The organism is Rhizobium sp. C104 (assembly GCF_022354505.1).
In the GTDB taxonomy this organism is placed as follows: domain Bacteria; phylum Pseudomonadota; class Alphaproteobacteria; order Rhizobiales; family Rhizobiaceae; genus Rhizobium; species Rhizobium redzepovicii.
Genome location: NZ_CP092353.1, coordinates 348,525 through 370,903, shown reverse-complemented (window position 1 = coordinate 370,903; position 22,379 = coordinate 348,525). Strand labels below are relative to the sequence as shown.

Sequence of the window (22,379 nt, the reverse complement as noted above, 5' to 3'; positions counted from 1 at the left end):
AATGCGAAGATCCACGACATCCGACGCCCGCAAGAAGGACACACGCGAAAAGATTGAGCTCGGCGGCCTTATCGTCAAGGCGGGGCTGCGAGACGAGAAGCGCGCGCTACTGCTCGGGCTCCTCATTGATGCCGCCGCGCGACTGAAGGAAGACGCACAGGAGCGCTCACGGCTTGCCGTTATCGGTGCTGTGGCGTTTAGAGAGACCCATGAATAGGATCGTGCTGTTCGTTGCACCCTCAAGTTTGATGATGCTGGCGGCCATCGGAACGACAGGGATCGAACACTGGCTCGCCCCTTTCGGCAAGAGCGATGCCGCCCGGCAGATGCTCGGCCGCGCCGGTATCGCTCTGCCCTATGTCGCCGCGTCGGTCGTCGGCATCGTCTTCTTGTTTGCGAGCGCCGGCTCGGTGCGGATCAAGACGGCCGGATGGGGCGTTGTCACCGGCGCGATAGCCGCGCTCCTCATTGCTGTCATGCGCGAGGCATCGCGACTCTCCGCGTTTTTCGAACAAGTCCCGGCCGGCAGATCGATCTTCAACTATCTCGATCCCGCAACGGCGATCGGCACCACCACGGTGCTGATGTCGGCGCTGTTCGGCGTGCGGGTGGCGATTGCCGGTAATGCCGCATTCGCCAAGGCCGAGCCGAAACGCATCGTTGGAAAACGGGCTCTGCACGGCGACGCGGACTGGATGAAACTATTACTAGCCGAAAAATTGTTTCCCGAGACCGGCGGAGTCGTCATCGGCGAGTGCTATCGCGTCGACCGCGACAGCACTGCATCCCAGCCGTTTCGCGCCGGCAGTGCCGAGACCTGGGGAGCAGGTGGCAAGTCGCCGCTGCTTTGCTTCGACGGCTCGTTCGGCTCGTCTCATGGCATCGTTTTCGCCGGATCGGGCGGCTTCAAGACGACGTCAGTCACGATTCCGACGGCGCTGACATGGGGCGCTGCGCTCGTCGTCCTCGATCCGTCGAACGAGGTCGCGCCAATTGTGTCGAAACACCGTGGCAACGCCAACCGCGACGTCTTCGTCCTCGATCCGAAGCAGTCGGAGATCGGTTTCAACGCGCTCGACTGGATCGGCCGCTTCGGCGGAACGAAGGAGGAGGATATTGCCTCCGTCGCATCGTGGATTATAAGCGACAGCGGTGGCGCCCGTGGGGTTCGCGACGACTTCTTCCGCGCCTCGGCCTTGCAATTGCTCACCGCGCTGATTGCCGACGTTTGCCTCTCCGGCCACACGACGGAAAGCGACCAGACGCTCCGGCAAGTACGCAAGAACTTGTCCGAGCCCGAACCCAAACTGCGAAAGCGGTTGCAGGAAATCTACGACGATTCAAGTTCAGATTTCGTGAAGGAAAATGTCGCGGCCTTCGTCAACATGACACCGGAAACCTTCTCGGGCGTCTATGCTAACGCGGTCAAGGAAACCCACTGGCTATCCTACCCGAACTACGCCGCCTTGGTGTCGGGAACGAGTTTTACGACGGGTGATCTTGCAGACGGAAAAACGGACGTGTTCATCAATCTCGATCTCAAGACGTTGGAGACGCATTCGGGCTTGGCGCGGGTCATCATCGGTTCGTTTCTAAACGCGATCTACAACCGCAACGGCGAGATGCGGGGAGGGCGCTCTTCCTCCTCGATGAGGTGGCGCGCCTCGGCTACATGCGCATCCTGGAGACCGCACGCGACGCCGGCCGCAAATATGGTATCATGCTGACCACGATCTACCAGTCGATCGGCCAGATGCGCGAGACCTACGGCGGTCGCGACGCTGCCAGCAAATGGTTCGAGAGCGCAAGCTGGATATCCTTTGCAGCGATCAACGATTCCGAGACCGCGGACTACATCTCGCGCCGTTGCGGCATGGCGACCGTCGAGATCGACCAGATCAGCCGCAGTGTTCAGTCGAAAGGATCGTCGCGCACGCGATCGAAGCAACTCGCCGCCAGACCCCTGATCCAGCCGCATGAGGTGCTGCGCATGCGGGCCGACGAGCAGATCGTCTTCACCGCTGGCAACCCGCCGCTCAGATGCGGACGCGCGATCTGGTTCCGCCGCGACGATATGAAGGCCTGTGTTGGGACCGAGAAAATTCTACCGGTCAATTGCACTAGAGAGTAAATTGGCGGCAGCCTCAGCTTTATGGTGCGCGAGCAGTCAAAATCTCGAAGCGAATGTGTCTGCGCTCGCTTATCCTTGCCGCGCTTCCGATTCTACAGCACCGTTGCGAAAACTGGGGCCGGGCGAGGGCAGACCGATATTTAAGCTCGATGGGCCGCACGAACTTTGCGCAGACTTTGCGGCTTGCTTGACGCGAGGATCCCCCTGAGCTGAAGAAGGCCGGCTGCAACAGCGCCGAGCATTGGCGCAAATATATAAAGCCACAGTTGAGAGAGTGCCGCCCCTCCTGCGAAAAGTGCTGGGCCGATCGATCGTGCTGGATTCACAGAAGAACCAGAAACCGTGATACCGCCAAGGTGGATCGCAACTAAGGTAAGTCCAATCGCCAATCGTGCGACAGCGCCCCCCTCTGCCGTGCATTTGAGGAATACAGTCACGAACAGGAACGTGGCGATGAACTCAAAAAGGAACGCGGCTCTCCACCCATAGACTATCCAGCCGGTTTGAGCGAAACCTTCTATGGTGATATCGTACCCGCCGACCTTTTCCATAGCGATAAGGTAGAGCGTGCCCGCCGCCGCGATAGCTCCTGCACATTGAGCAGACGCATACCCGACAAAGTCCCACGCTCTCAGTCGGCGCGACACAAGGAAACCCAGGCTGACCGCCGGATTAAGATGCGCACCCGAGACTGGGCCAATCGTGTAGGCCATAGCAACCACGGTCATTCCGAAGGCTAAAGCGACACCCAGCAGGCCCACCTCTAGACGCATATAGAGCAGTGTGCCGCAGCCGAGGAAGACAAGCGTAAAGGTTCCGAAGAATTCGCAAACATACTTTTTCATGTTTCACTCCATTAATTAGACCCCGCGAAATTTTTCGGTGTCATCCTCGTGCCGCCAAGCGTTCCACACGCACCGAACCAATCATCGTATCAGGTTCTGAAACTCCGCTCTTGATTTAAAATCAGTCCTCGTCCGACGAGGCCGGCATCAGAGCCTTTGGTCAAGCGGAGTTACCAAAACCAGCAAATTTCGTACCAAATGAAAATCGCATCACGGCGTCACTCCGATGGCTTCGGTCTTACGTTCGAAACGTGTGATGAACAGGATCTGCAGGCGCATGCCGTTTCCGAGCCGAATGGACCCAAGCTGGGCTACGAACAAAGCGCCAAGCGCCCATTCAGGCTGTCGAACGAACAGCGACGCTTTTCATGGTCTCCAAGCTCGGAAGGTGGCGCAACAGCAGGACTGGGACAAGGTTTGATAAGCGCGCGAGGGATACGTTCGCGAGAAGTCGAGCTTGCCCCGGTCAAGACAGGCACACGATCCTTGGGCCTCGCCGTAGTTCCAATCGGTTCAGCTGTCTCGTGGCCCTCGGCGATGAACCGATTATCCGGTTGCCAAGGCAGATGCCCCGTGATCGGATCGCCACACATCGTGACATTCGTGTCCCATGCCGGTTCCGCGGATGCGGATGCGGCGGTTTCTACCCAGATGACGGCCGGTGTAAAGAAGGCACTGCGCTTGCACGCAATGTCTCGCGCAAGCTGACCGTCAAGGCAAACACCAGTGCGCGGCTGACGGAGGCACTTGCGGCGAGGACCGCAACGTCACTTTCCACCCCGCAGGCTCAATACGATCCAACACAGGACGATCCTGAGCGCGATTGAATTACATGCTCATTCGCTTGTCCCCATCTCAGCTGTCCACATGTCTCGCAAATGTCGGGCACCCGACACCTATTGTCGAATTGTCGAGATTAGAACGTTTGTTCGCCGGTCTCTCCGCCAAATACCGATCAATCCGCCCATCGATAAACAAAAATCATCTTCTTGGAGCATCTGAGCAGTTGGCATGGTGTTTGCTGATCCCTGGTTACAAGCGGCAGAAAGCAGTCTGCATGATGGCGGTTCATGAAACGAACGGAACGGAGGCCACATGACGGTTCGTCATCGAACCGACGTTCTACCAAGCGGCCTGCATAGTCCGCCGGCGGAAGGGGCAATCCCGACGTCACAGCTTGCAACCAACTCAATGAGAAGGAAAACGCTATGACCAAGATTTCCGAAAGATCCTTTGAAACGATCGAAAACCCGGCGTCATCGCCGCTCAAGGTGCCAGATCAGTTCGGCGCATCCGTTGAAAAGGGGAACAAGCAGGTGACAGAGGCTTTTTTGAAATTTGCGTCCGGTGCTGAAGCGACACAGAAAATGCTGCCTCCGATCCTCGAAACGACAAGTCTGTTCGGCAACGAATTGTCGTGGAAGACGATCGCTGCACTGCAGGCCGACGCCGAGGCCAGCTTCTCGCATCTGCAAGCTTTGCTTAGCGCAAATTCGCCGTCGCAGGTCCTCGAACTGCAGTCGACCTTCCTGCGCAAGCGGGTTGAGACAAGTTTGCAGCACGCCAAGGAATTCCGGGTACTCGCAAGCAGGACGGTGGAGGAAATCTCAAAGCCGGTCAAGGATGCTTTTGACAAGGTGCTGACGGACCTCAAGGCGACGTAAAACTGAGGAGACACCTAAATCGCCTGGACGGATCGTGATCGAAGCTTCTTTTGAGGAGTTTAAGACTATCTTTGACGAGTTGGTCATTGGGAGAGGATAGCTCCGCGGCAAAGACACCAATCGCTATGGCAACGATAGCAGCAGCCGCCCTTTTTAGGGCGGCCCACTTTATCAGTCGTCCATTTCAAAGGTGCGGTATTCGCCGCTTTCGTTGTCGTAAACCTCGACCTCGACCGAGCCTCCAGAACGCTGGATGCTTTGGACATCAACGTCACGGTACTCGCCCGCTTCGTAGTCGTAAACCTCGACGGTCTGTCCCGATCTGACTAGATTGCCTTTGCCAATCTCGACCGCACCGCCAGAATCGCTATCTACACCATCCCAGGCGAAGGTGTTCGCCGGAAGCGATAGCGTCAGGACGGCGGCCACCAACAACGATTTCAATGGCAATGGTAATCTCCGGTCTTGTGATTGGTGTGGCAGCCGTTTGAATCCGTTCCGCCACTGTGAGCGGAAGCTGCCGAAACAGACAGCGAGAACGTGGACCATGCGACCAAGATTGCGATTGCGATTTTCATTTCTAACCCCGACGGCAACAGGTGGGTGCGAGTTAGCTCGCCGCGCCTCGCGGAGTTGCCCAGAGAGTTGGATGCCCCACCCAAGAACATCTAATTCAATTTACACTAATCGAGTCGAGCACATTAGTACGAGGAACTACAATTTGGAGTATGGTAATTCGGTGACGTTCGATCCAACCTCGTGAACAGCCTGCGACGGAGTAACCTTTCGCAACATTGTGCACACGCCGCGCGCAGCGAGTGTCTGGTCAGGACTGGCATGGTCGCTGCGTTATCGCTTGCACCACGGCCGAGGCTCCGGCGGGAAGCTCATTCTGACAGACAAAGGCCTTGCGGTCAGAATGCCATGAAGGGGTGCGTGGGCACGAGCGCGTTGTCGAAAACAGCAAACCCCGCAGAGAATTCGTTCGATCGAGCCGGTGCGCAGTGCAACGAGCACGGCCGATCAAGGATGATGAAGAGTATCGGAGGTGGCATGAAAGAGGCCGCGCCCACCGAGAACGGATATCTGAGATGGATATGCTCTTTGGAAAGTCACGCCTTGCACCGCCTGGCTTACCTTACCTGGGTTTTCGCGAACTCAATGAAGGAGAGCAAACCATGACTGCCCCTTATCATTATCACATCGGCGTGGACTACCACAAAAGCTACAGCCACCTTGTCGTGCAGGACTCTGCCGGGAAGACATTGCGATCCGGCCGTGTGAAGAACGACCGCCAGTCTCTCGGATCGTTTCTGGAACGGTATCGGGAGAACAGCCATGCAGTGATCGAAGCGACCCGCAACTGGATGGTGATGTATGATTGGCTGGACGACATCTGCGACGATGTCGTTCTGGCGCATCCGTTGAAGGTGAAGGCGATCGCCGACGCCAAAATCAAGACGGACAAGATCGACGCGACGGTGCTGGCGCACTTGTTGCGTGCCGATCTGGTGCCGGAAGCCTGGGCACCAACGGAGAAGGCGCGGGACCTTCGCGTGGCGCTTCGTGAGCGGATGTTCTATGTACGGCTGCGCACGATGGTGAAGAACCGGGTTGTGACAGTGTTCGACCGTTACCCAGAGCAGACGGCGCAGTTGAAGAAGCTGGGCGACCTGTTCAGCAAGACCGGCCTCCAGCAGCTCGCCACGCTCAACGTATCAGCGATCGACCGAATCCAGATCGACCGCGGGCTAGAGTTCATCGGCGACATTGACGGGCGGATCAAGCAGGCCGAAGCCACGATCAAGGCGATGACGAAGACCAACGGCAATGTGAAGCTGTTGAAGACCATCCCTGGCATCGGGGAGTTCTTCGCCCGGCTGATCGATGCGGAGATCGACGACATCGATCGCTTCCGGAATCCGAAGAAGCTGGCTGCCTATGCCGGGCTTGTTCCCTCGACCTACTCGAGCGGTGGCAAGACCTATCATGGGAAGATCATCAAGCAGGGCAACAAGTGGCTGCGCTGGGCCTTCGTCGAGGCTGTTGCACCGGCCGTCGCTGCCGACTCGCAGCTTCGTGCCCAATATGAACATTTGAAGCGCAATTCAACCAACAACAAGGCGCGTGTCGCGATCGCGCGCCAGCTTTTAACGATCGCCTTCCAGATCCTGCGTGACCAGCGCCCTTACGAGCGTCGCGGCGTCGTTGGTGAGGAAGGTGCATCGGCAACGATATCCCGGCTGTCCCGATGATTTCTTAGCGAGCCCGGCAGGTCTGGGCTGAGCTCTTATCGGAGAATGGGAAACCGGGAACCGAACGCCACTATGTGACCGAAGCCGGAAGGAAACGGCATCAGGGGCACGGATTGGAGAATGGTTCAAGACCGGAGGACGGAACACGCCGTCCTTCGAACGGGGAAGATTTTTCCGACCGGCCGAAACGTCGGTCAAAGTAAAGCCAAACCCAGGGAAAGCCACGAAAACAAAGCGTTTTTTTCCTTGTGTTCTTTCATTGGAGAAATCAGCATAGCGGCCGCACGAAAGTGCGGGATTTCGGGAATTCTCGCCGTGCGAGAGCGGGAAACAGCGCAGCCGCAGGAGCCTCAACATAGTGGCCCGCAGGGGAGGCGGGACCGACTGCGCCCCGCGCCTCGCACACCGCATGGAGGCACCTTGTCCGCAAACGCAGATGAAACTGAGTCCAAGATAGGTTGAGGAAAGCAGGAGAGGAGCAGGCAAATGGCGAAATCGAATGTGGTTCCGTTCAGGAGGCCGCGGAAGTCCGGCGGCAAGATCGATCGCCGTAGCCCGCAGGGAAAACCTCGAACGGGACAGAGCGGTTCGCGCAAATCACTGATGGCAGTCATCTCAGCTATCGTCGTTGCTGCGGCAGGCTGGCTTGCCTTCGGCGGCGCCGGCAACCTCCCCGGACTGCCGGCTGTGGCCAAGACACCGGTAGCGGACTCAGCGTCGGCCGCCTTTTCAATCTGCAGCGACGGTCGTCATGTGAATTGCGTCGTCGACGGCGATACATTCTGGTTCCAAGGCGAAAAAATCCGCATTGCGGATATCGATACACCTGAGCTCAGCCCGCCTCGCTGCGAGGCGGAACGGATCAAAGGCGAGGCCGCGAAAGCACGCCTGCTGGCGCTCCTCAATGCCGGCGCGTTTTGGCTTTCGGCCGGCTGGCGCGACGAAGACAAGTATGGCCGCAAGCTCCGGACCGTAATACGATCAGGACACTCGCTCGGAGCCACTCTCGTCAACGAGGGCCTTGCCAGGCGCTGGGACGGTGCAAGACACGGATGGTGCGGCTGAGGACCCGCGAGAGGATCGTTGCCGGATGGCCGAAACCGCCCGGCGGGTTCGGGGAGCGTAAGCGAGTAGAGCCGTGCGCCGAAGGCGTCTCGCCCAAGCCCACCACTCGCGTTTCATAACAGATCTGAATCAATCAATACCGACCGATTCATAAGTGTCGTTGGACGGGATTCCCGAGATCAGCGATTTTAACCTCATGATCTCGCAACCCTACCATCTCTATGTCGAGCGCTCAGACGCGTCCAGGAACATGTCGCGCTACTACGCCATGTCGATCGAACCCAACCTGTTCGGGGACGTCTGTCTCCTGCGTAAATGGGGCCGCATTGGAGCCAAAGGCCAGATGATGGTCCATCATTTCGGACGGGAAGAAGATGCCGTCGAACTGTTTCTCGATCTGCTCCGACAAAAGCGAAAACGCGGTTACCGCCCGCGCGCCTCTGTGGCGAGTTGAGAAAGGCCCGTCGAAGCGGGCCATGTGGGCGCCTCATCGGCGCCGGTCCCAATCGGTCTCGAAGGACACCTCGATCTCGACGAAGAACGGGATCTTGATCGCAAGCTTCAGACCGAGCTTGCCCTTGCGGCAGAAGTGGCTGATCACCTTGCCGAGATTCCGGAGCCGGCGGCCGGTGGCGGCGAGGAATTGGGCGAGTTGTTGCATGGCGTTTCTCCTTTCGAAATGCGGTTATCGCAGGGGATAAGCGGCAGACCGGAAAGGCGGGACGCACCCAAAGGGCCGGAACGGACGTGGAGGACCTGCCGGCGACCGAATTTTGATCCGCGAGGAGCCGCAGCGCGGCGGGGAAAATTCTGGCGGCGGCAGGTTGCGTCGTGACGAACGGGCTGCAACATCCCCGATGACAGATGACGGCAGGTCGAAAGGAAGAGGCTCAACGGGTCGTCCTCGCCATCATTGCGATGGTCTCGTCGGCATCGCAACGAAGGGCCGCTCTCGACGCCCTCCGGCTGGTCGAGCCCGCCGCGGGATTGATTATGATCCTGTGCACCTGATGTAGCTGACACGGGAGGCGCTTACCGCGATACCGGTTTGCCACGTGATATCCTTGATGATCGGCGCAAGTGAGCCAAGTTCGTCATCGGTGAGCGCAATCAGCTCCGGATAGTCGATGTCGACGCCGGTATAGTCCGCCGTCAAAGCGCTGGACCAATCGCCGCCGTTGATGCGGTATTCATGCGTGTCGAAATCGATGTCGAGTTCATCGAGCAGGATGATGGTGAAGCGTCCGAAGATCTCGGTCTCACCTTCCAGCCGGTACGCCGCATATTCGTCGTCGCCGGCAAGAACGCTCCGCTCCAATGCCATGATGGTCCGGATACGACCGGCAGCCGCCTCAAGCCCTTCGAGCAGTCGATCATGGAGCTTTCGCGAGACGTCGGTATCGCAGCCGAAGCGGTTTGCCAGGACGACGAGCCGGAAACCGGAAAGCTTGGTGTAGAGCGCAAGGTTCTGGTCAGATGTCATTGTGTGATCTCCTTCATCTTGATGACGGAGACCGGCCACTCTGTGGCAAAGAGGGGTCAAGGACCGCGGACCGCGGCTTGCAAGCGGGGGAACCAATTTTTTCGGGAAGCGAAGTGCAACGCAGCGGCGTTAAAATTGGGGGAGACCGCGCCGTCCTTGACGCCGGATTTGCTGGAGTAAACTGGGACGTCAGAGAGAGAAGAGACCCGCGGACCCGGAGGGGACGCGACCGTATCCGGTGTGAGCCGGAGGGGAGCGTTGAGGGGTGAATCCCTGACAGCCGGAAGGCCGGTCGATCCGGCCGACCGGCTCATATTCCGGCAGAATGAGAGCCGCCTCAGAAGGGCGGCTCGGCTTCGATAGTGCCGTCCTGTTCGGCAAGCGCCACGGCCAAATCAGCCTGGGCGAGCTGAAGCTCCGCTTCGACCTGGCACCGCTCGACGGCGTCGCAGGCGTTCCTCAACTCGGCACGCAGTTCTTCGATGTGCTGTTCGATGGTCATCGTCTCATCTCCTTGAGTTCGTGAAAGACGAGACGGCGGGGCGGGACGAGATGACGGGGTCAAGGAGCGCGGAAGCGACCGGCGGAGCCGGCGAGTGGGGGTGCCGATTTTGTTGGAGCGAGGAAACCGGAGCGGAGGCAAAATTGGGGGCGACCGCTCGTCCTCGAGGCCGGCATTTCTTCCCGGCACGATAGCATCCACTGAGCAGACATATTCCGGTTCCGTATCGCACCGAAAAAGCAGGCGGCAGGCTCGATGCCTGCCGCCGGCTTGTCTTTGTGACCAGTTGGCCCCGCCTTGGTGGCGGGGCCGTCCGGGCCTCAGTCCCGGTTGGGGCGGGACCAGATCAGCTGGTAGCCGTCCTCGCCCTCGACCTCGGTGAGGGTTGCGTAGATCGGAGCGGGGAAGCTCGGGTCATCGAGCTTGACCGAGAGGTAGTCGCGGTCCTGCTCGGAGCGCTTCTGCCAGGCCGCACCCAGCTCGACATTGCCGGCGTAGATGCGGTAGTGCGGGCCCTTGTCGGAGGGGTTTTCGACGCGGGCGATGCGGGCCTTGACGTTGAGGGCGAGCGTGCGGATCGAGCCGTTGAAGCCGGTTTCGGTGGAGGTGAAGGTGCCGATGGTTGCCATTGTCGTATTCCTTTGCTGTTTCGGGCCGCGCCCATCGCGGCCTCGATGGCTGTCGCAAGGATCGGGGACGATCGGACCGCACCCGGAGGGCCGGAATGAAATGGTGGGCGCCCGGAAAAACTTTGTTGTTCCGCGAGGAATGGGCGCACCGCGCTCAGGGGAAGAAAGTTTTGGAAGGCCGTTGCGGGAGGACGATCGAGGCGAAGCCGGTTTTCGATCAGACATGCCTCATCGAGCCCACGAAGGACGTGGCCTGGCTCAGGGCCAAAGGAATATGGCGATGGCAGCTGCGCCCCGACTGCCTGCCGGGTCCCTGCAACGGTGGGGCTGCCGCCTTGCCACATGTCAAAATCAGGCGTCCGGGAACAGCCGAACAAGGGCGTTGCGTTGGCCGTTCTTCGGGCTATCGTCGTGTTCGCGAATCGTCGCCTGGAGGACCTATGCGTCAGCAGCCAAAGCCGTTTACCGTCGAAATCAAGCCGTCCCGGAAGCTCAAACCGATTGACCGGAAAACCTCGATCTGGGGCAAACTGGACCTCACGGCTGATCCCGACACGCTCTCCGCGTTGAGGCCTGAACAGGTGCCGGCCGCTGGCGAGACCAACGACCGACGCTGATGGCCTTCAGGCCGCGAGCCGCTCGCCAGCGGTTTCGGGCTGCAGGGAGTGCAGGAAACTGACGGCCCGTTGCGCATGCGCCGCCGCCTGGAATATCGCCCGTCTGTCGTCGACCAGGACCTTGAGCCAGGAGTCGAGGTACGAGGCGTGATCGGGGCGGGGCTCGAGCTCGGGAGCAATGCCGAGATCGGCGCACAGGAAGCAGCTGCCGAGTTCGGCGATCAGTTCCTCTCGCGCCCGCTCGGATTTGTCCTTGGCATAGCGGCTGAGGTCGCGGCCGAGGCGATGCGCCGGCGCCGTCCAGTGCGTGACCTCGTGACTCAAGATCGCATAATAGCTGGCCGTATCCTTGAAGCTCTCAAACGGTGGCATCTGGACGATATCGGCGGCCGGCGCAAAGAAGGCCTGGTTGCCGCCGTGGCGGATCACAGCACGGGTGTTGCGGAAGAAGCTGTCGGCACGCTCGAGGCGCTCGACCGGGTCCGGCGCGGGCCCCGGCTGGTGATAATATTGGTCGGGCAGTCCGTCGATCTGTTCGACGTTGAAGACGCTGTAGGCCTTCAGGAAAGGGATCTCCCGCTCGACCTCGCCGCCATTTCCGTCGGTTTCGGACTTGGTGAACCGGCTGGCGAAGACGACCGTCGCCCCGGTCTCGCCCTTGCGGACAGCAGCGCCCAGTTCGAGGGCCTGCTTGAACGTCATCCACGTGGATGACGTATATCCCCGGGCGCTGCCTTCCGACCAGAGAAGCAGCACGTTGACGCCCGAATATGGCTGCCCGTTATGACGCAGCGGCCGGGTAATACGGCCGACCATATTCTTGGCGTTCCATGGCTTCATCCACGGCCGCACGCCCTTCGCCAGATCTTCAACGATTCTGTCCGTGATGCGGGTATAGAGATCCACCCGTTGTCTCTCCGTACTGCTCATCTTCAAGCCTCCGTTTTGAGGCCGCGCCCGTCGCGGCCCGTTGCGGAGGGCAGAAGGCAGGAGCCGATCAGCCGGCCGATGCACCGGAACGGCCGGAACTTAAGTGGAGGACGGCGGAGCCGTTGCATCTGCCGGCAAGCTCCTGCAGACCCGACAAGCGGGACGGGCCGCAACGGACGTGCCACCTGCCTGATTTCCGATTCCCTTTTGGCCGCGTCAGCGACACGAAAACAGGCCGGCTCCGTCAGGGAGCCGGCCCTTCTCGCGTTTATCGAAGTGCGGGGCCGAAGCCCCGCCGGCATGGCCTAGTCGAATGCCGAGATCTGGGCTTCGGCGGCCTTGCGGCCCAGCGAGTGACCCGGCTGCTCGACCGGCCGGTCGAATGGCTTCCAGGTCTCGCCGATCACCTGGGCATAGGCGGCAACGGCGCCTTCGGCCGCCATTCTAAGCGAATGGGCCTGTATGCCCATGTCGGCGGCGAACTCGCGCTTGCGCTGGGCGGCGCTGTCATAACCGACAGGGCCGTCGAGGTCCTCGTCGCGGGCATCGTTGGCGGCTTTGGCGGTGGCATCGCGCGCCTCGGTGACAGCGCGGCTGTAGAACTGGCCGGCGCCGTGGGCAGAGCCGACGAAGGCGCCGACGATGCGCTGCAGGTGGATCTGCATGGCCTTGTCGCCCAGGCCATCACCGAGCGCATCGGCGGTGTCGATGACGAGCCGTTCGTGCAGGTCGCGGATGCCGTCGCTGTCGATGACGGCGGTGCCGAAACTCTCGGCGATCTTCAGGGCCTGGCTGGCGTCGGGGCATGTCAGCCGGACCATTTCGATGGTGGCGCCCTTGCGCAGCTGCACGACGCGGGCGGGTTGGCGAGAGGAGGGTGCGGACTTGGCCATGATCGTTTCCTTTCGAGGTCGTCCGATCGGGCTCCGGCCCATGCCGGCTTACCCTTCGGTGCGGTCATTCCGAACCGGCGGAAGACGGGCGTTTCAGGGTCCGGCCCTGCCTGGACGAGCGGAGCCGGTTTGCGTGCGACGGGGGCAAACTGCCCTCGAAAGAGCACGCGAGCCTGCTCCGCGAAGGACGGCGGGGTCCGGCCGCCCCGCGGCGCGACAGCGACCTTGAAGCGCACGGCCGCCGGTTCAGACCGCAGCAAAACCGAAGGCAATCCGGTTTTGTGAGGCAGATGGCGTCCTCGATGAATGACAGGGGCTAACGGGCAAGTAAGCCTGTGCGCCGACGACGCTCGACCGGCTAGGCAACCAATAGTATTGCAGCCAGGCTCGCAAAACATTGCCGCCATCATCGGGCGGCCCACCCAACCAAGCATTGTTCAGGGGCTCTTCATTGAGAACCCTGCTCGTGCACGGAGTGATGAAAATGAGAGCCGAGGGACAACATGGAGTGGAACACCGGATACGGCGAAAATATTGACAATCGCACGTTATGGCATCGCAAGGCCGGCAGCTATGGCGGCGAGCATCTGCCGCTCAGGGGCGGCTTAGGGGTAACGGATAGGGAAGACCCGCGTGTTAGGAGCACCTTTGTAGATCGGGCTTCGGTCCGCTCGGCATTCATGATTGATCGCACTCCATGTCGTCGATATCCTCGGCCAAATCCGCGGCGTGCTCCGACAAAATGGCAGCGACGTTTTCGAGGAGCATAGCTAAATCGGGATCGTTTTCGAAAAACTGTTCCAGTTTGGCCTTTAGCTTTTCGATATAGAAGTTATGAATATGCAACGATCCATTCATCTCTGCGAGGCTTGGCATGTTGTGCTCCGGATATGAGAGGTAGGATTACGTCGCCTTGATACACGCGTGCGCGACCGGGCGCTATCTGTTGCGGTCTTATAGTAATGTGACGCTTGATTTGCATCGACCGCGTCAATCGTCGGCGCCTCGAGCTTTTACTTCGGCAAGTCGAGCTTCAGAGTGCGGTTTCGAGGTGAACCCGGTTGCTTTCGGTGAGAAGTCCCACGCCTGCGCATTTCAGTACTCTCGATTTCTATCTGCTGAACGGCTTCGAGGAGGTCGGCCGCCGGTGACTATTTGGCATCAGGATTGGCTTTGGAGCCACTTGGCGCGTTCTGCGAGGAGTCGGGCATGCCGCCGGCGATCAACCTCCGTTTCAGCTTCGTAGGAAACGCTTCAGTAGAATGGCATTTTCTGTGACGGGCCGTCGTTCCTCGACCTGTAGAACCTGGATCAGCGATCGCTGCTGGGCGAGCTTGTCCTCCCACGCTGCGAGTTTCTCGGGCACGACCTTGCGATCGTTGGCGCGGCGCAATTCGTTGATCTGCCGACGGTTGGTGTAGATCGCGATCCGCCGGCGTGCGCTTGGCGTGCGCGCGCCGCGGCGATCAGCCGGTGCGGTCCTGCCGGCTAGCCTGGGCTTCGATCGGCGCGTCATCTCCAGCAATTATCGAGCGGTTCGGCACCTAAGTCCTTCATGCCCCTTTCCTCCGCCGACATCGCGACCGGCCGGGTCCAGGGCCGGCTTGAACCGGGCGGAGCCTGCCTCGACGCGGCTGGGGCGCAAGCGGCACGCCTCCTTCTCTTTCCCACCCACCCTTTTCCTGTTCTCATTCCTCTGTTTCACGCGAAGCTTCAGAGCCTCGTTCCAATCCTCTCGCGGTGGGCGGAGCCGCATCCAGTCGCAGCCGGCGCCGTCGGCAAGCGCCCGTAATCGCCCAGCAAACATGTCGCCTTGAGGATTGGCGTCTGTCGCAGCGACGAGTTGGACATTGCGACGTGAAGCAAGCGCACCAAGGGCTGCGGCCGTGGTCGGAGACCAGCCGCCGCCGGTGCTGAGATAAAGCGTTCCATCACGCAATCCTTCGATGGCGGCAAGGCTCATGGCGTCAATCGCAGCTTCCGTCACAGCCAGGCGCATTGAAGCGTCCGAGCCAAAGCGGAACAGGACCTTCGCTCCCCCGGTGGCAAAGCCGCGATATTGCGGGCCGCGCGCCTCCCATCCGGTGATGTCGCCGGCATGGTTCGTATGAGCGGCCCAAAGGCTGCCGTTCGGGCCTTCTCGAAGGAGGTCGCGTTCGATCGCCGTGCGGAGCAGATATGTCGGAAGGCAGCGCTCGTTGTGCAGGTATTGCCAGGTCGATGAGCCTTGCCACGGGCGGCGACGTGCCTGCCAACGATCGGAAACGGAAAACTCGGAGTTGGCGACAGGGCTTCGAGATTGCCATCCTGGCGCGGAAATTTTGAATCCCACGAGAACTCCCGACCTTTTCGACGGCTTCGAGAAAGCCGGCGCGATCGAGGTGCTCGACGAGCCCAAAGACATCGCCTTTCGCCTCGCTTAGGGGGTCGAACCATCCGCGCCCTTCATGCGTGACTATGACAATCTCACTGCTGCGCCGAAACTTCACTGCCCGACGGGAGCTCTCCTTGGCGTCAACGGCAAAACCGGCCTCTTCCAGCACCGCGGCGCAGGATACGGCCTCGCGAAGGCCCTCTATCTCTCTTCTTTTCATTTTCCTTCCGATCACGAGTGATCGCCTCCTGCTCGTCAGCGTTATCTATTAGCCGCTTCAGCGGCCGCGAAGAGCAAAGGCCGCAACGGCGCGGCTGGCAACCTAGTGAATTATACAAAGTCGGCCGCGGCGAAGCCTCCCTTGCGGCCCCGCCGCTCGCAAGCGGCACGGCCGCAGGCCATGTCGCCGCCCGCTCAATGCCAAGGCGTGTATTCATGGACGATCTCAAGATCGTCGTCTACGTCGATTTCGTCGGACGGCAGGACGCCGTATTCGCGGTCGACGGAAAAGATGGTGGCGGGGGCCATCAGGTCGGAGAGAGCTGGAAAGTGCGTCTTAGCGATCTCGATAGCTCCAGCTAACAAGCTCCCGAAAACAGATCGCGGGCACCCGGCGTGACATATCGGACGCTTTCGACTGGCGAAGAACCCAGCAACTTGGTATCTCACCGCGTAGGCGGCAGGCCGGGCAGGGAAGTTGGTAATGGATTCACGCAGGGACATAGCCGAGCGGGTCATCGCGCGTTGGAATGCACGGGGAATTCGGCTCGATGAAGACCCGGGTTTCATGGAACTGGTCGCTCTTTGGACGGCAGGGAGGATTGCGTCCGATGAAATGCGCCGCCGATATTCTGCGCTTCAGCGCGAGCGGTCGCTGTCCAGGTCAAATCCACTTGGTGTGAATCGCTGCGACGAAGGGGCGGATGTCGATCATCGGTCGATTGCGATTCCAGACGATGGACCGGATGACCGGGGAGGTCTCGGACTGCCGCCGCAAGGATAACTTTCACGAAGGGCTCAACGGAAGAGAAGCTCCTTCGCCGAGTTGCTTCGCGCGGGAATGCCGAGAATAAAATCGAACACCGGTTCCGGATTTCCTGGAATCGCGACCTAAAACAGGCGGCGTTCCCGCGGCTCCTTCCACCGTGCGCTCGAATCCGAATTTTCAAAGCCTCAAGCAGCGCGCCGAAAGATCGCCATCACTTCAAGCTGTCTTTTCGATCATACGAATGGCCGCCTCAATCGAGTCTGCGCCGAGCAGCACCAAAGCATCCTGCAGGCATCGCTCGATATCGACGACGGTTCGGTCCTCGATCCGCGCGATCTCTTCCAACGTTCTGCTCTGTTTCAGCCATCGGAGGGAGGCCAACTGGAGGGGGCAAAGCTTCGACGTATCCATTATCGAACGATCCTCTCTTGCTGGATGAGTTGCCTCGGAGTCGCATAGCGTGCTCATTTCTGGGAAACGTACGGCACGGGCGTGGACTTGCGCGCAGCCGTCGGGCGCTCCACCAGAACGATTGTTCGCGGGAGGTCGGATGCCACGCTCAGCGACTTGAGCTCATCGCCCAGGCGCTTGTCCGCTTCGTTGAGGCGGTGATGAAGGCGATGGTAATCCGTCCAGGTTGGCGTCCGAAAGGTCTCGAGCCATCGCGAAGGCTGCTGAACATCGCGCGTGAGGGTCCAATGGCGTGCGCCGGCTCGGCTTTGAACATGCCGCCGTCTGCGCATGATCTCAAGAAAGACAGCGGCGTTTTCTTCGGCAATCGCATATTCCGTCGTCACCAGAATTGGGCCGCTTCTCGGCTTCAGATCGAGTGCAGGTACTGGCGCATCGAAGGCGCCGGAGGCTTCGAGTTCAGACTCCAAGCGGTTGCTGATCGGCAGCTTGAGCCCAAGTGCGGCGACCAGCAACGAGGCGGCAGCAGAACATGCCAAGGATAAGGAGAGGGAATGGTTTTCGGCGATAATTCCCCAGAGCCAACTGCCAGCGGCGATCCCCCCATAAGTAAAAGCGCTGTAGATGGAAATCGTGCGACCCACCACCCAGCGCGGGCTTGCCAACTGCACGTTGACGCCGAACCCCGACCATCCGGTTACCCAGCCGGCGCCGCCGAAGGCGAGGCAGACTGTTGCGATGATCAGGGAAGACGTCAGCGCAAGTGAGATCGCACATACCGCGCACGCGACACATGCCAGAACAATCAGCAGTTCCTGCGTGACCGCGCGCCTGAGTGGCGGGTTCACGAGCCCCGCGATCAGCGCGCCGGCGCCGAAGCCACCCATGAGAATACCGTAGTCGATTGGGCCGCCCTGCAAGAGTTCTCTTGCGACGAGCGGCAGGAGCGCCAGCATCGAGGTTCCGGTCAGCCCAAACAGCGTACCGCGGACAATAGCTGCCTTGATTTCCGAGGATATCGCCGTGAACCGCAGTCCATCATAGATCGCCGTCATGAGCGCTTCGCGAGGGAGGGGCGACGCTTTCACGGTCCACTTGTTTCGCCACAGAGCGGTGAGGGGCGCGACGAAGCCAAGCGTGGTGAGCGCGAAAGTGACGAGCGGCCCAAAAATCGCAACGATGATGCCGCCAAGCGCGGGACCGACGCTACGGACCGTGTTGAATCCGACATTGAGAAGGGTGACGGCCGACGGCAGATAGCGGCGCTCCAGCATGTCGCCAAGCGAAGCGCGCCACGCGGGATCGCTGAGTGCGATACCGCAGCCGTCAAGGAAACTGAACGCCAGGATCATCCATGGATCGGTGATGCCGAAAGCCATCAGGATCGTCAGCATCGCCGAGGCCGCCATCATCAGGCTTCGGCCGACGATCATGACCATGCGCCGGCTGTAGTTGTCGGCAATCGCGCCAACGAAAATCGCAAGAAAAAAGGCAGGCAGGGTAGACGAGGCCTGGACCAGGGCGACCATCACATCCGAGGTGGAAACGGTGGCCATCAGCCAGCTGAGAGCCACCGTCTGCATCAGCCAACCCAGGCTGGAGAGCTGAGACGCGAAGAAAATCGAACGGAACGTCGAATTCTTCAGTGGCGCCAGTAGGCCTACGGATGCTGTCCCTTCATTTGATGGCATGTCATTCGGTCTCTTTCGGACGGGGCACTTCGGCCGTCTTTGCGGGGCGGCGGCGATGAGGGAGGGCAGTGGGAACTGGGTTGGCCTTACTTCCTCTCTCCGGCCTTGAGCCTGTGAGCAGAGGGTCGCAAGTTCCGCTTCGGCGGGCTGCGGCAAGACCACAATCAAAAACAGAGGAAAAAGCGGCTGTCGTCGACCAGGGATCGACGACAGCCGAGTGAACCTGGATGGCAGGGGTTGATGCCACTCCCAGGCCAGGAGCCGTGTCGGACTTGCGGCTATTCTCCGCAGTCCTAGTGATCGTGAGGTTTTGTTTTTGGTCGGCGCCGCCTTTTAACCGTTGCTGCTCGACGGATGGTCTCATCACTAATCACCTCACGGACGCAAAACGCGCGGGACTGGATGGCTCCGGGTTCGTCGCGCGTCCGTTGTACGTTCAATAACGAGCTCAGTTTCCGCAGGCTTTTCACTCAAATGCAAAGCGGCGAGAAGCTGGGAGACGTCCTGATCCGATAGAGAGAGGCGATGATGCAGACGCCGGAAACTCATCCAGGCCGGCGTGCGAAACGTTTCCGTCCAATGGGAGGGCTTTCGAAGATTTCGCTGGAGCGTCCAGGCGCGCGCGCCTGCGTGAGCTAAGGCGTATCTGCGAGTGCGCATGTGATCGAAGAAGCTGTCCAGGTCGCTTTCGTCTATGGAATACTCTGTCCTCGCTGCAATCGGACCGCTTTGCGGCTTCAGATCAAGCGCCACCGATGGAGCCGGAAAAACCGCGCCCTGCTGGTCTCCCTCCGCCCCCAGATGCACCTGCAAGACCAACCCTGACGCAGCAACAAGAAGCAGGGCGGCCGCGGCCAGCTCGAGAGAAGAAGCGAGCGAATATGACTGGGCAACATGGCCCCAGATCCAGCTGCCGGCTGCCATGCCGCCGGATAGGAACGCATAATAGATCGAGAGCGTGCGGCCGACGACCCAGCGCGGACTTGCCAATTGCACCCAGACGTCAAAGCCGGTCCAGGTGATGATCCAGCCGGCGCCGCCGAAAGCAAGCGCAAGTGTTGCTGAAGGCACAGAGGAGGTGAAGGCAAGTGAGATGCAACACACCGCGCAAGCAATGGAAGCAATTGCCATCAGCCATTCCTGCCTTAAGAGCCGGTTGTTCAATCCGGCCACGCAGGCGCCCGTTCCAAAACCTGCGAAAAGAACGCCGTAGGCGATGGGGTCGTCGGCCAAACGATCGCGGGCGACGAGCGGCAGAAGTGCGAGGATAGCAATAGCGGCCGGGCCGAAGAGGGTTGCGCGCATGATTGTCGCCCGGATATCGGACGAAAGCGCCGTGAACCGGATGCCATCTCGGATTGCGGTCGACATAGGCTCCGCAGGCAGAGGAGACGGGCGCGCGTGCCACTTGTTACGCAATACCGCGGCGAGAGGCGCCAGGTTGCTGCATGCGGAGAAGAGAAAGGCGGCCAATGGTCCGAGAAAGGCGAGAATAACCCCGCCCAGCGCCGGCCCAACGCTTCGCGTCATGTTATATCCAGTAGACATAAGCGTCACCGCGGCCGGGATATCCCCCACGGAGGCGTGCCAGGCGGGGTCATTCAGCGCAAATCCGCAGCCTGCGATAAATCCCAGCGCTAGAATGAGCCAGGGACTGAGGAAGTCGAAGGCGGCGGCACCTGCCAGTGCGACAGACGCTAGCGCGATCAATGACAGTCCTATGATCATCACCGATCGGCGGCTATGAGTATCGGCGATGATGGAGAGTATGAATGCCGGAAGCGTTGTCGACGCCTGTACGAGCGCGACCGTCAGATCGGAAGCGGTGATCGTCACCATCAGCCAACCAATCGCGACGGTCTGCACAAGCCATCTGAGATTTGCGACTTGCGCTGAACTCCAAATCGAACAGAATGCTGCATTGCGCAGCGGAGCAGGGGTGGTTGCCCCGGTCATGGAAACGTCTTCGATCTGCATCTGCATTTAGGTTACTCTGACGCTTCCCATCATCTCGCTGACGAAGGAGCTTATCCGTAACCACGATATGATTTCCGGCGTTATTCAGCTGCTTGGCGCAGGAACACTGCATCGAGCAGGAGAGACACCAGGCACGTAGCGCCGGTGTGAAGGCGGGCCGCCTGATATTCTCCCTCGCGAATCTTTGAACCGGCCGCCGAAATTTGTCCCTTCAGAGTTCACGCACGGCACTGCCGGTTCGGCCAACTGCCAAAGGCTTTCCCAGACCTCATGCGCCTCCCATACTCGCCGGGATTTGGCCCTAGACGGAATCGCGCGAGGCGCAACGGCCCGACATGGTAGCCGTGGCTCGCCAGACGCGCACGGGATGCGGCTGCCGACCCGGAAGTAAGCACAATCCGGAATAAAGTTAGGGTAACGGGCCGCGAATTTTCGCAGCAGCCATGACCATATCATCTATCGCTAAGGACCTCACGAGAGGCTCCCCACAAGGTCAGAAAAAGGGTGCCTAGAAGTGACTAGCGAAAACCTTGATTCACTCCGATGGCTTAAAAATCAGGCCAAACATATTGCGGATGGCACCTCGTCGCCTTAAAGGTTTTTGCAGCGGCAATCTGCTTTGCAATCGTGAAGGATTTGTTCATGGCCACCGGAACAGTTAAGTTTTTCAATGGAGACAAGGGTTTTGGCTTCATTACGCCCGACAATGGAGGCGCTGACGTGTTTGTGCATGTGTCTGCTTTGCAGGGCGCCAGCAATCTGAGCGAAGGGCAAACTGTGAGCTACGATGTCGGTCAGGATCGGAAGACTGGTAAATCGAAGGCAGAAAACGTACGCGTTCTTTGATTTGCGATCGTCTAGTTTGTCCATCGAACTTGGCCTTGCAGGCCGTTCGTTGTTGCGGGCGAAATCCTCAGATTGGAGCTCGAATCCTGTCCTTCGGGCTTCAGGTATTTCGAGGAGTTGATTCCCAAATCCCCTCCGGGAGCTGTGTGTCGGCTTCGAAATACAGCAGTTAGACATTCCTTCACTTGGACTTAAGCTCGACGTCCAGACGAAGAGGGCGCAGCGGGTACGTTGTCCAGAGTAAGCTTCTATTCCCGCATACTAGTGCATACCCGCGGATTTCCGCCGCCGCGTGGCGCGGTTGAAGGTACTGCCTTACGTGACGCAATAAATCTAATTATATGATGTCAAGCGGATCGCGATCTCACAAATGCTGGCAAAGCAGGGGTGTCCCAATATGCAATTTCCCATGTCGAACTTGAGGGAAACATCGAAACAAAAATGATCTACAACCCAGGCAAGTTGACCCTTTGCCGTGACTGAGAGCTTGTGGATCCACTCGGCGTTTGCCCGCGGTCCGCCTACGGCAATAGGCCGGATTTGTCCCTCATCTTTCTGGACTGCGTGGGCAAGGAGACGTGCGGGTGGATCGCCGGCTGGCACGCCGCTACCGAGGGTACGGTTCCACAGCTGACTGACTAGCGTCAGGCTGAATTCGCCAACCGTCTCTCTCTGGGAACCTCCCAGCGTTATGAAGAAACAAATTTCGAGTCCAGCTTTGCCAGAAAGACACGTTCAGTCTCGGGTTGCTTGATCCATACGTGGCAGCGGTAGCCTGATTGTCGGCAATTGCATCAAGCGCGCGGAGCGTGGGCGGCTCGTCCGCATAGATCCTCGTTAATTCAGCCCTCCACGCTGCACAATCGTCCATCGTAGGCCCGCGTGTCTCTTCGACAGATGCGAGCAGATCATAGTAGCGCTTTTGTAGGCGCTCATGGTGATGTGCCTTTCCACTAAAATCAAAGATGAGTTGTACAGCTCCGAGAGTAGCCGAAGCCAAACCTAACACAAACGTTCCTCGTGGGCTGTTGATAAAGACCTGCGCTGCGTAACTCGTTCCACCGAGAATGACTGCCAA

General features: G+C 59.7%; 23 protein-coding genes and 1 pseudogene. 9 read left to right on the top strand and 15 right to left on the bottom strand.

From position 1 onward, the window contains the following. The first annotated feature begins 1 nt into the window (after position 1). Together traD and traG are read left to right on the top strand one after the other, a co-directional pair. Positions 2 to 217, top strand: a complete 216-nt coding sequence (gene traD, locus MF410_RS33875; RefSeq protein ID WP_170961519.1) for a type IV conjugative transfer system coupling protein TraD — start codon at positions 2 to 4, stop codon at positions 215 to 217. Further along, positions 210 to 2,131 (top strand): annotated as a pseudogene (gene traG, locus MF410_RS33870) (Ti-type conjugative transfer system protein TraG). The gene traD and the pseudogene traG overlap by 8 nt, the downstream one beginning before the upstream one ends. Positions 2,132 to 2,271: 140 nt before the next feature. Here traG and MF410_RS33865 read toward each other — a convergent pair. Further along, positions 2,272 to 2,976, bottom strand: a complete 705-nt coding sequence (locus MF410_RS33865; RefSeq protein WP_096771932.1) for an aquaporin — start codon at positions 2,974 to 2,976, stop codon at positions 2,272 to 2,274. Between the two features lie 1,208 nt (positions 2,977 to 4,184). Between MF410_RS33865 and MF410_RS33860 the strand changes: the two genes are divergently transcribed. Then, positions 4,185 to 4,640, top strand: coding sequence for a phasin (locus MF410_RS33860; protein ID WP_096771931.1), 456 nt, complete (start codon positions 4,185 to 4,187; stop codon positions 4,638 to 4,640). Between the two features lie 171 nt (positions 4,641 to 4,811). Here the strand turns inward: MF410_RS33860 and MF410_RS33855 are convergent, their stop codons facing one another. Both MF410_RS33855 and MF410_RS33850 read right to left on the bottom strand, forming a co-directional pair. Further along, a complete protein-coding gene (locus MF410_RS33855) occupies positions 4,812 to 5,090 on the bottom strand; it encodes a DUF5334 family protein (RefSeq protein ID WP_239621089.1) in 279 nt (92 codons plus the stop codon). Further along, positions 5,081 to 5,218, bottom strand: a complete 138-nt coding sequence (locus tag MF410_RS33850) for a YHYH domain-containing protein (RefSeq protein ID WP_096771945.1) — start codon at positions 5,216 to 5,218, stop codon at positions 5,081 to 5,083. The genes MF410_RS33855 and MF410_RS33850 overlap by 10 nt, the downstream gene beginning before the upstream one ends. Before the next feature lie 600 nt (positions 5,219 to 5,818). Here MF410_RS33850 and MF410_RS33845 point away from each other — a divergent pair. The 3 genes from MF410_RS33845 (at position 5,819) to MF410_RS33835 (ending at position 8,414) form a co-directional block, all read left to right on the top strand. Further along, positions 5,819 to 6,895, top strand: a complete 1,077-nt coding sequence (locus MF410_RS33845; protein WP_096771929.1) for an IS110 family transposase — start codon at positions 5,819 to 5,821, stop codon at positions 6,893 to 6,895. A gap of 603 nt (positions 6,896 to 7,498) precedes the next feature. Then, entirely contained in the window at positions 7,499 to 7,960 is a 462-nt protein-coding gene (locus MF410_RS33840) for a thermonuclease family protein (protein ID WP_239621087.1), read from the top strand. A 196-nt stretch (positions 7,961 to 8,156) separates the two neighbouring features. After that, positions 8,157 to 8,414, top strand: coding sequence for a WGR domain-containing protein (locus MF410_RS33835; RefSeq protein ID WP_096771927.1), 258 nt, complete (start codon positions 8,157 to 8,159; stop codon positions 8,412 to 8,414). Positions 8,415 to 8,447: 33 nt separating this feature from the next. Here the strand turns inward: MF410_RS33835 and MF410_RS33830 are convergent, their stop codons facing one another. The 4 genes from MF410_RS33830 to MF410_RS33815 form a co-directional block, all read right to left on the bottom strand. Then, positions 8,448 to 8,621 (bottom strand): hypothetical protein, encoded by a 174-nt coding sequence (locus tag MF410_RS33830; RefSeq protein WP_170961518.1) that lies wholly within the window; start codon positions 8,619 to 8,621, stop codon positions 8,448 to 8,450. A gap of 330 nt (positions 8,622 to 8,951) precedes the next feature. Then, entirely contained in the window at positions 8,952 to 9,443 is a 492-nt protein-coding gene (locus MF410_RS33825) for a hypothetical protein (protein ID WP_096771926.1), read from the bottom strand. Between the two features lie 337 nt (positions 9,444 to 9,780). Continuing rightward, positions 9,781 to 9,945: a hypothetical protein gene (locus tag MF410_RS33820; RefSeq protein ID WP_170961517.1), complete on the bottom strand. Its 165-nt coding sequence runs from the start codon at positions 9,943 to 9,945 to the stop codon at positions 9,781 to 9,783. 320 nt (positions 9,946 to 10,265) lie between these two features. After that, on the bottom strand, positions 10,266 to 10,574 hold the full coding sequence (locus MF410_RS33815; protein ID WP_096771924.1) for a DUF736 domain-containing protein: 309 nt from the start codon (positions 10,572 to 10,574) through the stop codon (positions 10,266 to 10,268). A gap of 95 nt (positions 10,575 to 10,669) precedes the next feature. Between MF410_RS33815 and MF410_RS33810 the strand changes: the two genes are divergently transcribed. Then, on the top strand, positions 10,670 to 11,191 hold the full coding sequence (locus tag MF410_RS33810; RefSeq protein ID WP_179874271.1) for a hypothetical protein: 522 nt from the start codon (positions 10,670 to 10,672) through the stop codon (positions 11,189 to 11,191). Between the two features lie 6 nt (positions 11,192 to 11,197). Here MF410_RS33810 and MF410_RS33805 read toward each other — a convergent pair whose 3' ends face one another. The 5 genes from MF410_RS33805 to MF410_RS33785 form a co-directional block, all read right to left on the bottom strand. Further along, positions 11,198 to 12,121, bottom strand: a complete 924-nt coding sequence (locus MF410_RS33805; RefSeq protein ID WP_096771923.1) for a zincin-like metallopeptidase domain-containing protein — start codon at positions 12,119 to 12,121, stop codon at positions 11,198 to 11,200. Between the two features lie 305 nt (positions 12,122 to 12,426). Further along, on the bottom strand, positions 12,427 to 13,014 hold the full coding sequence (locus MF410_RS33800) for a hypothetical protein (protein WP_096771922.1): 588 nt from the start codon (positions 13,012 to 13,014) through the stop codon (positions 12,427 to 12,429). 678 nt (positions 13,015 to 13,692) lie between these two features. After that, positions 13,693 to 13,890 (bottom strand): hypothetical protein, encoded by a 198-nt coding sequence (locus tag MF410_RS33795; RefSeq protein ID WP_141399564.1) that lies wholly within the window; start codon positions 13,888 to 13,890, stop codon positions 13,693 to 13,695. 358 nt (positions 13,891 to 14,248) lie between these two features. Continuing rightward, positions 14,249 to 14,530 carry a hypothetical protein gene (locus tag MF410_RS33790; RefSeq protein WP_239621084.1) on the bottom strand — a complete coding sequence of 94 codons (282 nt, stop codon included), beginning with the start codon at positions 14,528 to 14,530 and terminating at the stop codon, positions 14,249 to 14,251. Between the two features lie 9 nt (positions 14,531 to 14,539). Continuing rightward, entirely contained in the window at positions 14,540 to 15,346 is an 807-nt protein-coding gene (locus MF410_RS33785; protein ID WP_239621083.1) for a DUF3991 and toprim domain-containing protein, read from the bottom strand. Positions 15,347 to 15,823: 477 nt separating this feature from the next. On the opposite strand from MF410_RS33785, the gene MF410_RS33780 reads away from it, so the two are divergent. Continuing rightward, on the top strand, positions 15,824 to 15,970 hold the full coding sequence (locus tag MF410_RS33780; protein ID WP_170961516.1) for a hypothetical protein: 147 nt from the start codon (positions 15,824 to 15,826) through the stop codon (positions 15,968 to 15,970). A 622-nt stretch (positions 15,971 to 16,592) separates the two neighbouring features. On the opposite strand, the gene MF410_RS33775 is transcribed toward MF410_RS33780, so the two are convergent. The 3 genes from MF410_RS33775 to MF410_RS33765 all read right to left on the bottom strand — a co-directional run bounded on the left by MF410_RS33775 (position 16,593) and on the right by MF410_RS33765 (position 20,455). Continuing rightward, complete coding sequence (locus MF410_RS33775; protein ID WP_170961515.1) at positions 16,593 to 16,787, bottom strand: hypothetical protein; 195 nt, start codon at positions 16,785 to 16,787, stop codon at positions 16,593 to 16,595. A 53-nt stretch (positions 16,788 to 16,840) separates the two neighbouring features. Further along, positions 16,841 to 18,478, bottom strand: a complete 1,638-nt coding sequence (locus MF410_RS33770) for an MFS transporter (RefSeq protein WP_239621082.1) — start codon at positions 18,476 to 18,478, stop codon at positions 16,841 to 16,843. 375 nt (positions 18,479 to 18,853) lie between these two features. Beyond that, entirely contained in the window at positions 18,854 to 20,455 is a 1,602-nt protein-coding gene (locus MF410_RS33765) for an MFS transporter (protein ID WP_096772332.1), read from the bottom strand. A gap of 642 nt (positions 20,456 to 21,097) precedes the next feature. Here MF410_RS33765 and MF410_RS33760 point away from each other — a divergent pair. Next, on the top strand, positions 21,098 to 21,301 hold the full coding sequence (locus tag MF410_RS33760; RefSeq protein WP_007636633.1) for a cold-shock protein: 204 nt from the start codon (positions 21,098 to 21,100) through the stop codon (positions 21,299 to 21,301). The last annotated feature ends 1,078 nt before the right edge of the window (positions 21,302 to 22,379 follow it).

Coding starts and splice junctions, on each gene's coding strand:
- MF410_RS33865 (WP_096771932.1), bottom strand. CDS start 2,976: ATGAAAAAGTATGTTTGCGAATTCTTCGGAACCTTTACGCTTGTCTTC.
- traD (WP_170961519.1), top strand. CDS start 2: ATGCGAAGATCCACGACATCCGACGCCCGCAAGAAGGACACACGCGAA.
- MF410_RS33775 (WP_170961515.1), bottom strand. CDS start 16,787: ATGGATACGTCGAAGCTTTGCCCCCTCCAGTTGGCCTCCCTCCGATGG.
- MF410_RS33810 (WP_179874271.1), top strand. CDS start 10,670: ATGAAATGGTGGGCGCCCGGAAAAACTTTGTTGTTCCGCGAGGAATGG.
- MF410_RS33780 (WP_170961516.1), top strand. CDS start 15,824: ATGGACGATCTCAAGATCGTCGTCTACGTCGATTTCGTCGGACGGCAG.
- MF410_RS33770 (WP_239621082.1), bottom strand. CDS start 18,478: ATGCCATCAAATGAAGGGACAGCATCCGTAGGCCTACTGGCGCCACTG.
- MF410_RS33830 (WP_170961518.1), bottom strand. CDS start 8,621: ATGCAACAACTCGCCCAATTCCTCGCCGCCACCGGCCGCCGGCTCCGG.
- MF410_RS33760 (WP_007636633.1), top strand. CDS start 21,098: ATGGCCACCGGAACAGTTAAGTTTTTCAATGGAGACAAGGGTTTTGGC.
- MF410_RS33820 (WP_170961517.1), bottom strand. CDS start 9,945: ATGACCATCGAACAGCACATCGAAGAACTGCGTGCCGAGTTGAGGAAC.
- MF410_RS33805 (WP_096771923.1), bottom strand. CDS start 12,121: ATGAGCAGTACGGAGAGACAACGGGTGGATCTCTATACCCGCATCACG.
- MF410_RS33835 (WP_096771927.1), top strand. CDS start 8,157: ATGATCTCGCAACCCTACCATCTCTATGTCGAGCGCTCAGACGCGTCC.
- MF410_RS33800 (WP_096771922.1), bottom strand. CDS start 13,014: ATGGCCAAGTCCGCACCCTCCTCTCGCCAACCCGCCCGCGTCGTGCAG.
- MF410_RS33825 (WP_096771926.1), bottom strand. CDS start 9,443: ATGACATCTGACCAGAACCTTGCGCTCTACACCAAGCTTTCCGGTTTC.
- MF410_RS33815 (WP_096771924.1), bottom strand. CDS start 10,574: ATGGCAACCATCGGCACCTTCACCTCCACCGAAACCGGCTTCAACGGC.
- MF410_RS33845 (WP_096771929.1), top strand. CDS start 5,819: ATGACTGCCCCTTATCATTATCACATCGGCGTGGACTACCACAAAAGC.
- MF410_RS33795 (WP_141399564.1), bottom strand. CDS start 13,890: ATGCCAAGCCTCGCAGAGATGAATGGATCGTTGCATATTCATAACTTC.
- MF410_RS33860 (WP_096771931.1), top strand. CDS start 4,185: ATGACCAAGATTTCCGAAAGATCCTTTGAAACGATCGAAAACCCGGCG.
- MF410_RS33850 (WP_096771945.1), bottom strand. CDS start 5,218: ATGAAAATCGCAATCGCAATCTTGGTCGCATGGTCCACGTTCTCGCTG.
- MF410_RS33840 (WP_239621087.1), top strand. CDS start 7,499: ATGGCAGTCATCTCAGCTATCGTCGTTGCTGCGGCAGGCTGGCTTGCC.
- MF410_RS33765 (WP_096772332.1), bottom strand. CDS start 20,455: ATGCAGATCGAAGACGTTTCCATGACCGGGGCAACCACCCCTGCTCCG.
- MF410_RS33790 (WP_239621084.1), bottom strand. CDS start 14,530: ATGACGCGCCGATCGAAGCCCAGGCTAGCCGGCAGGACCGCACCGGCT.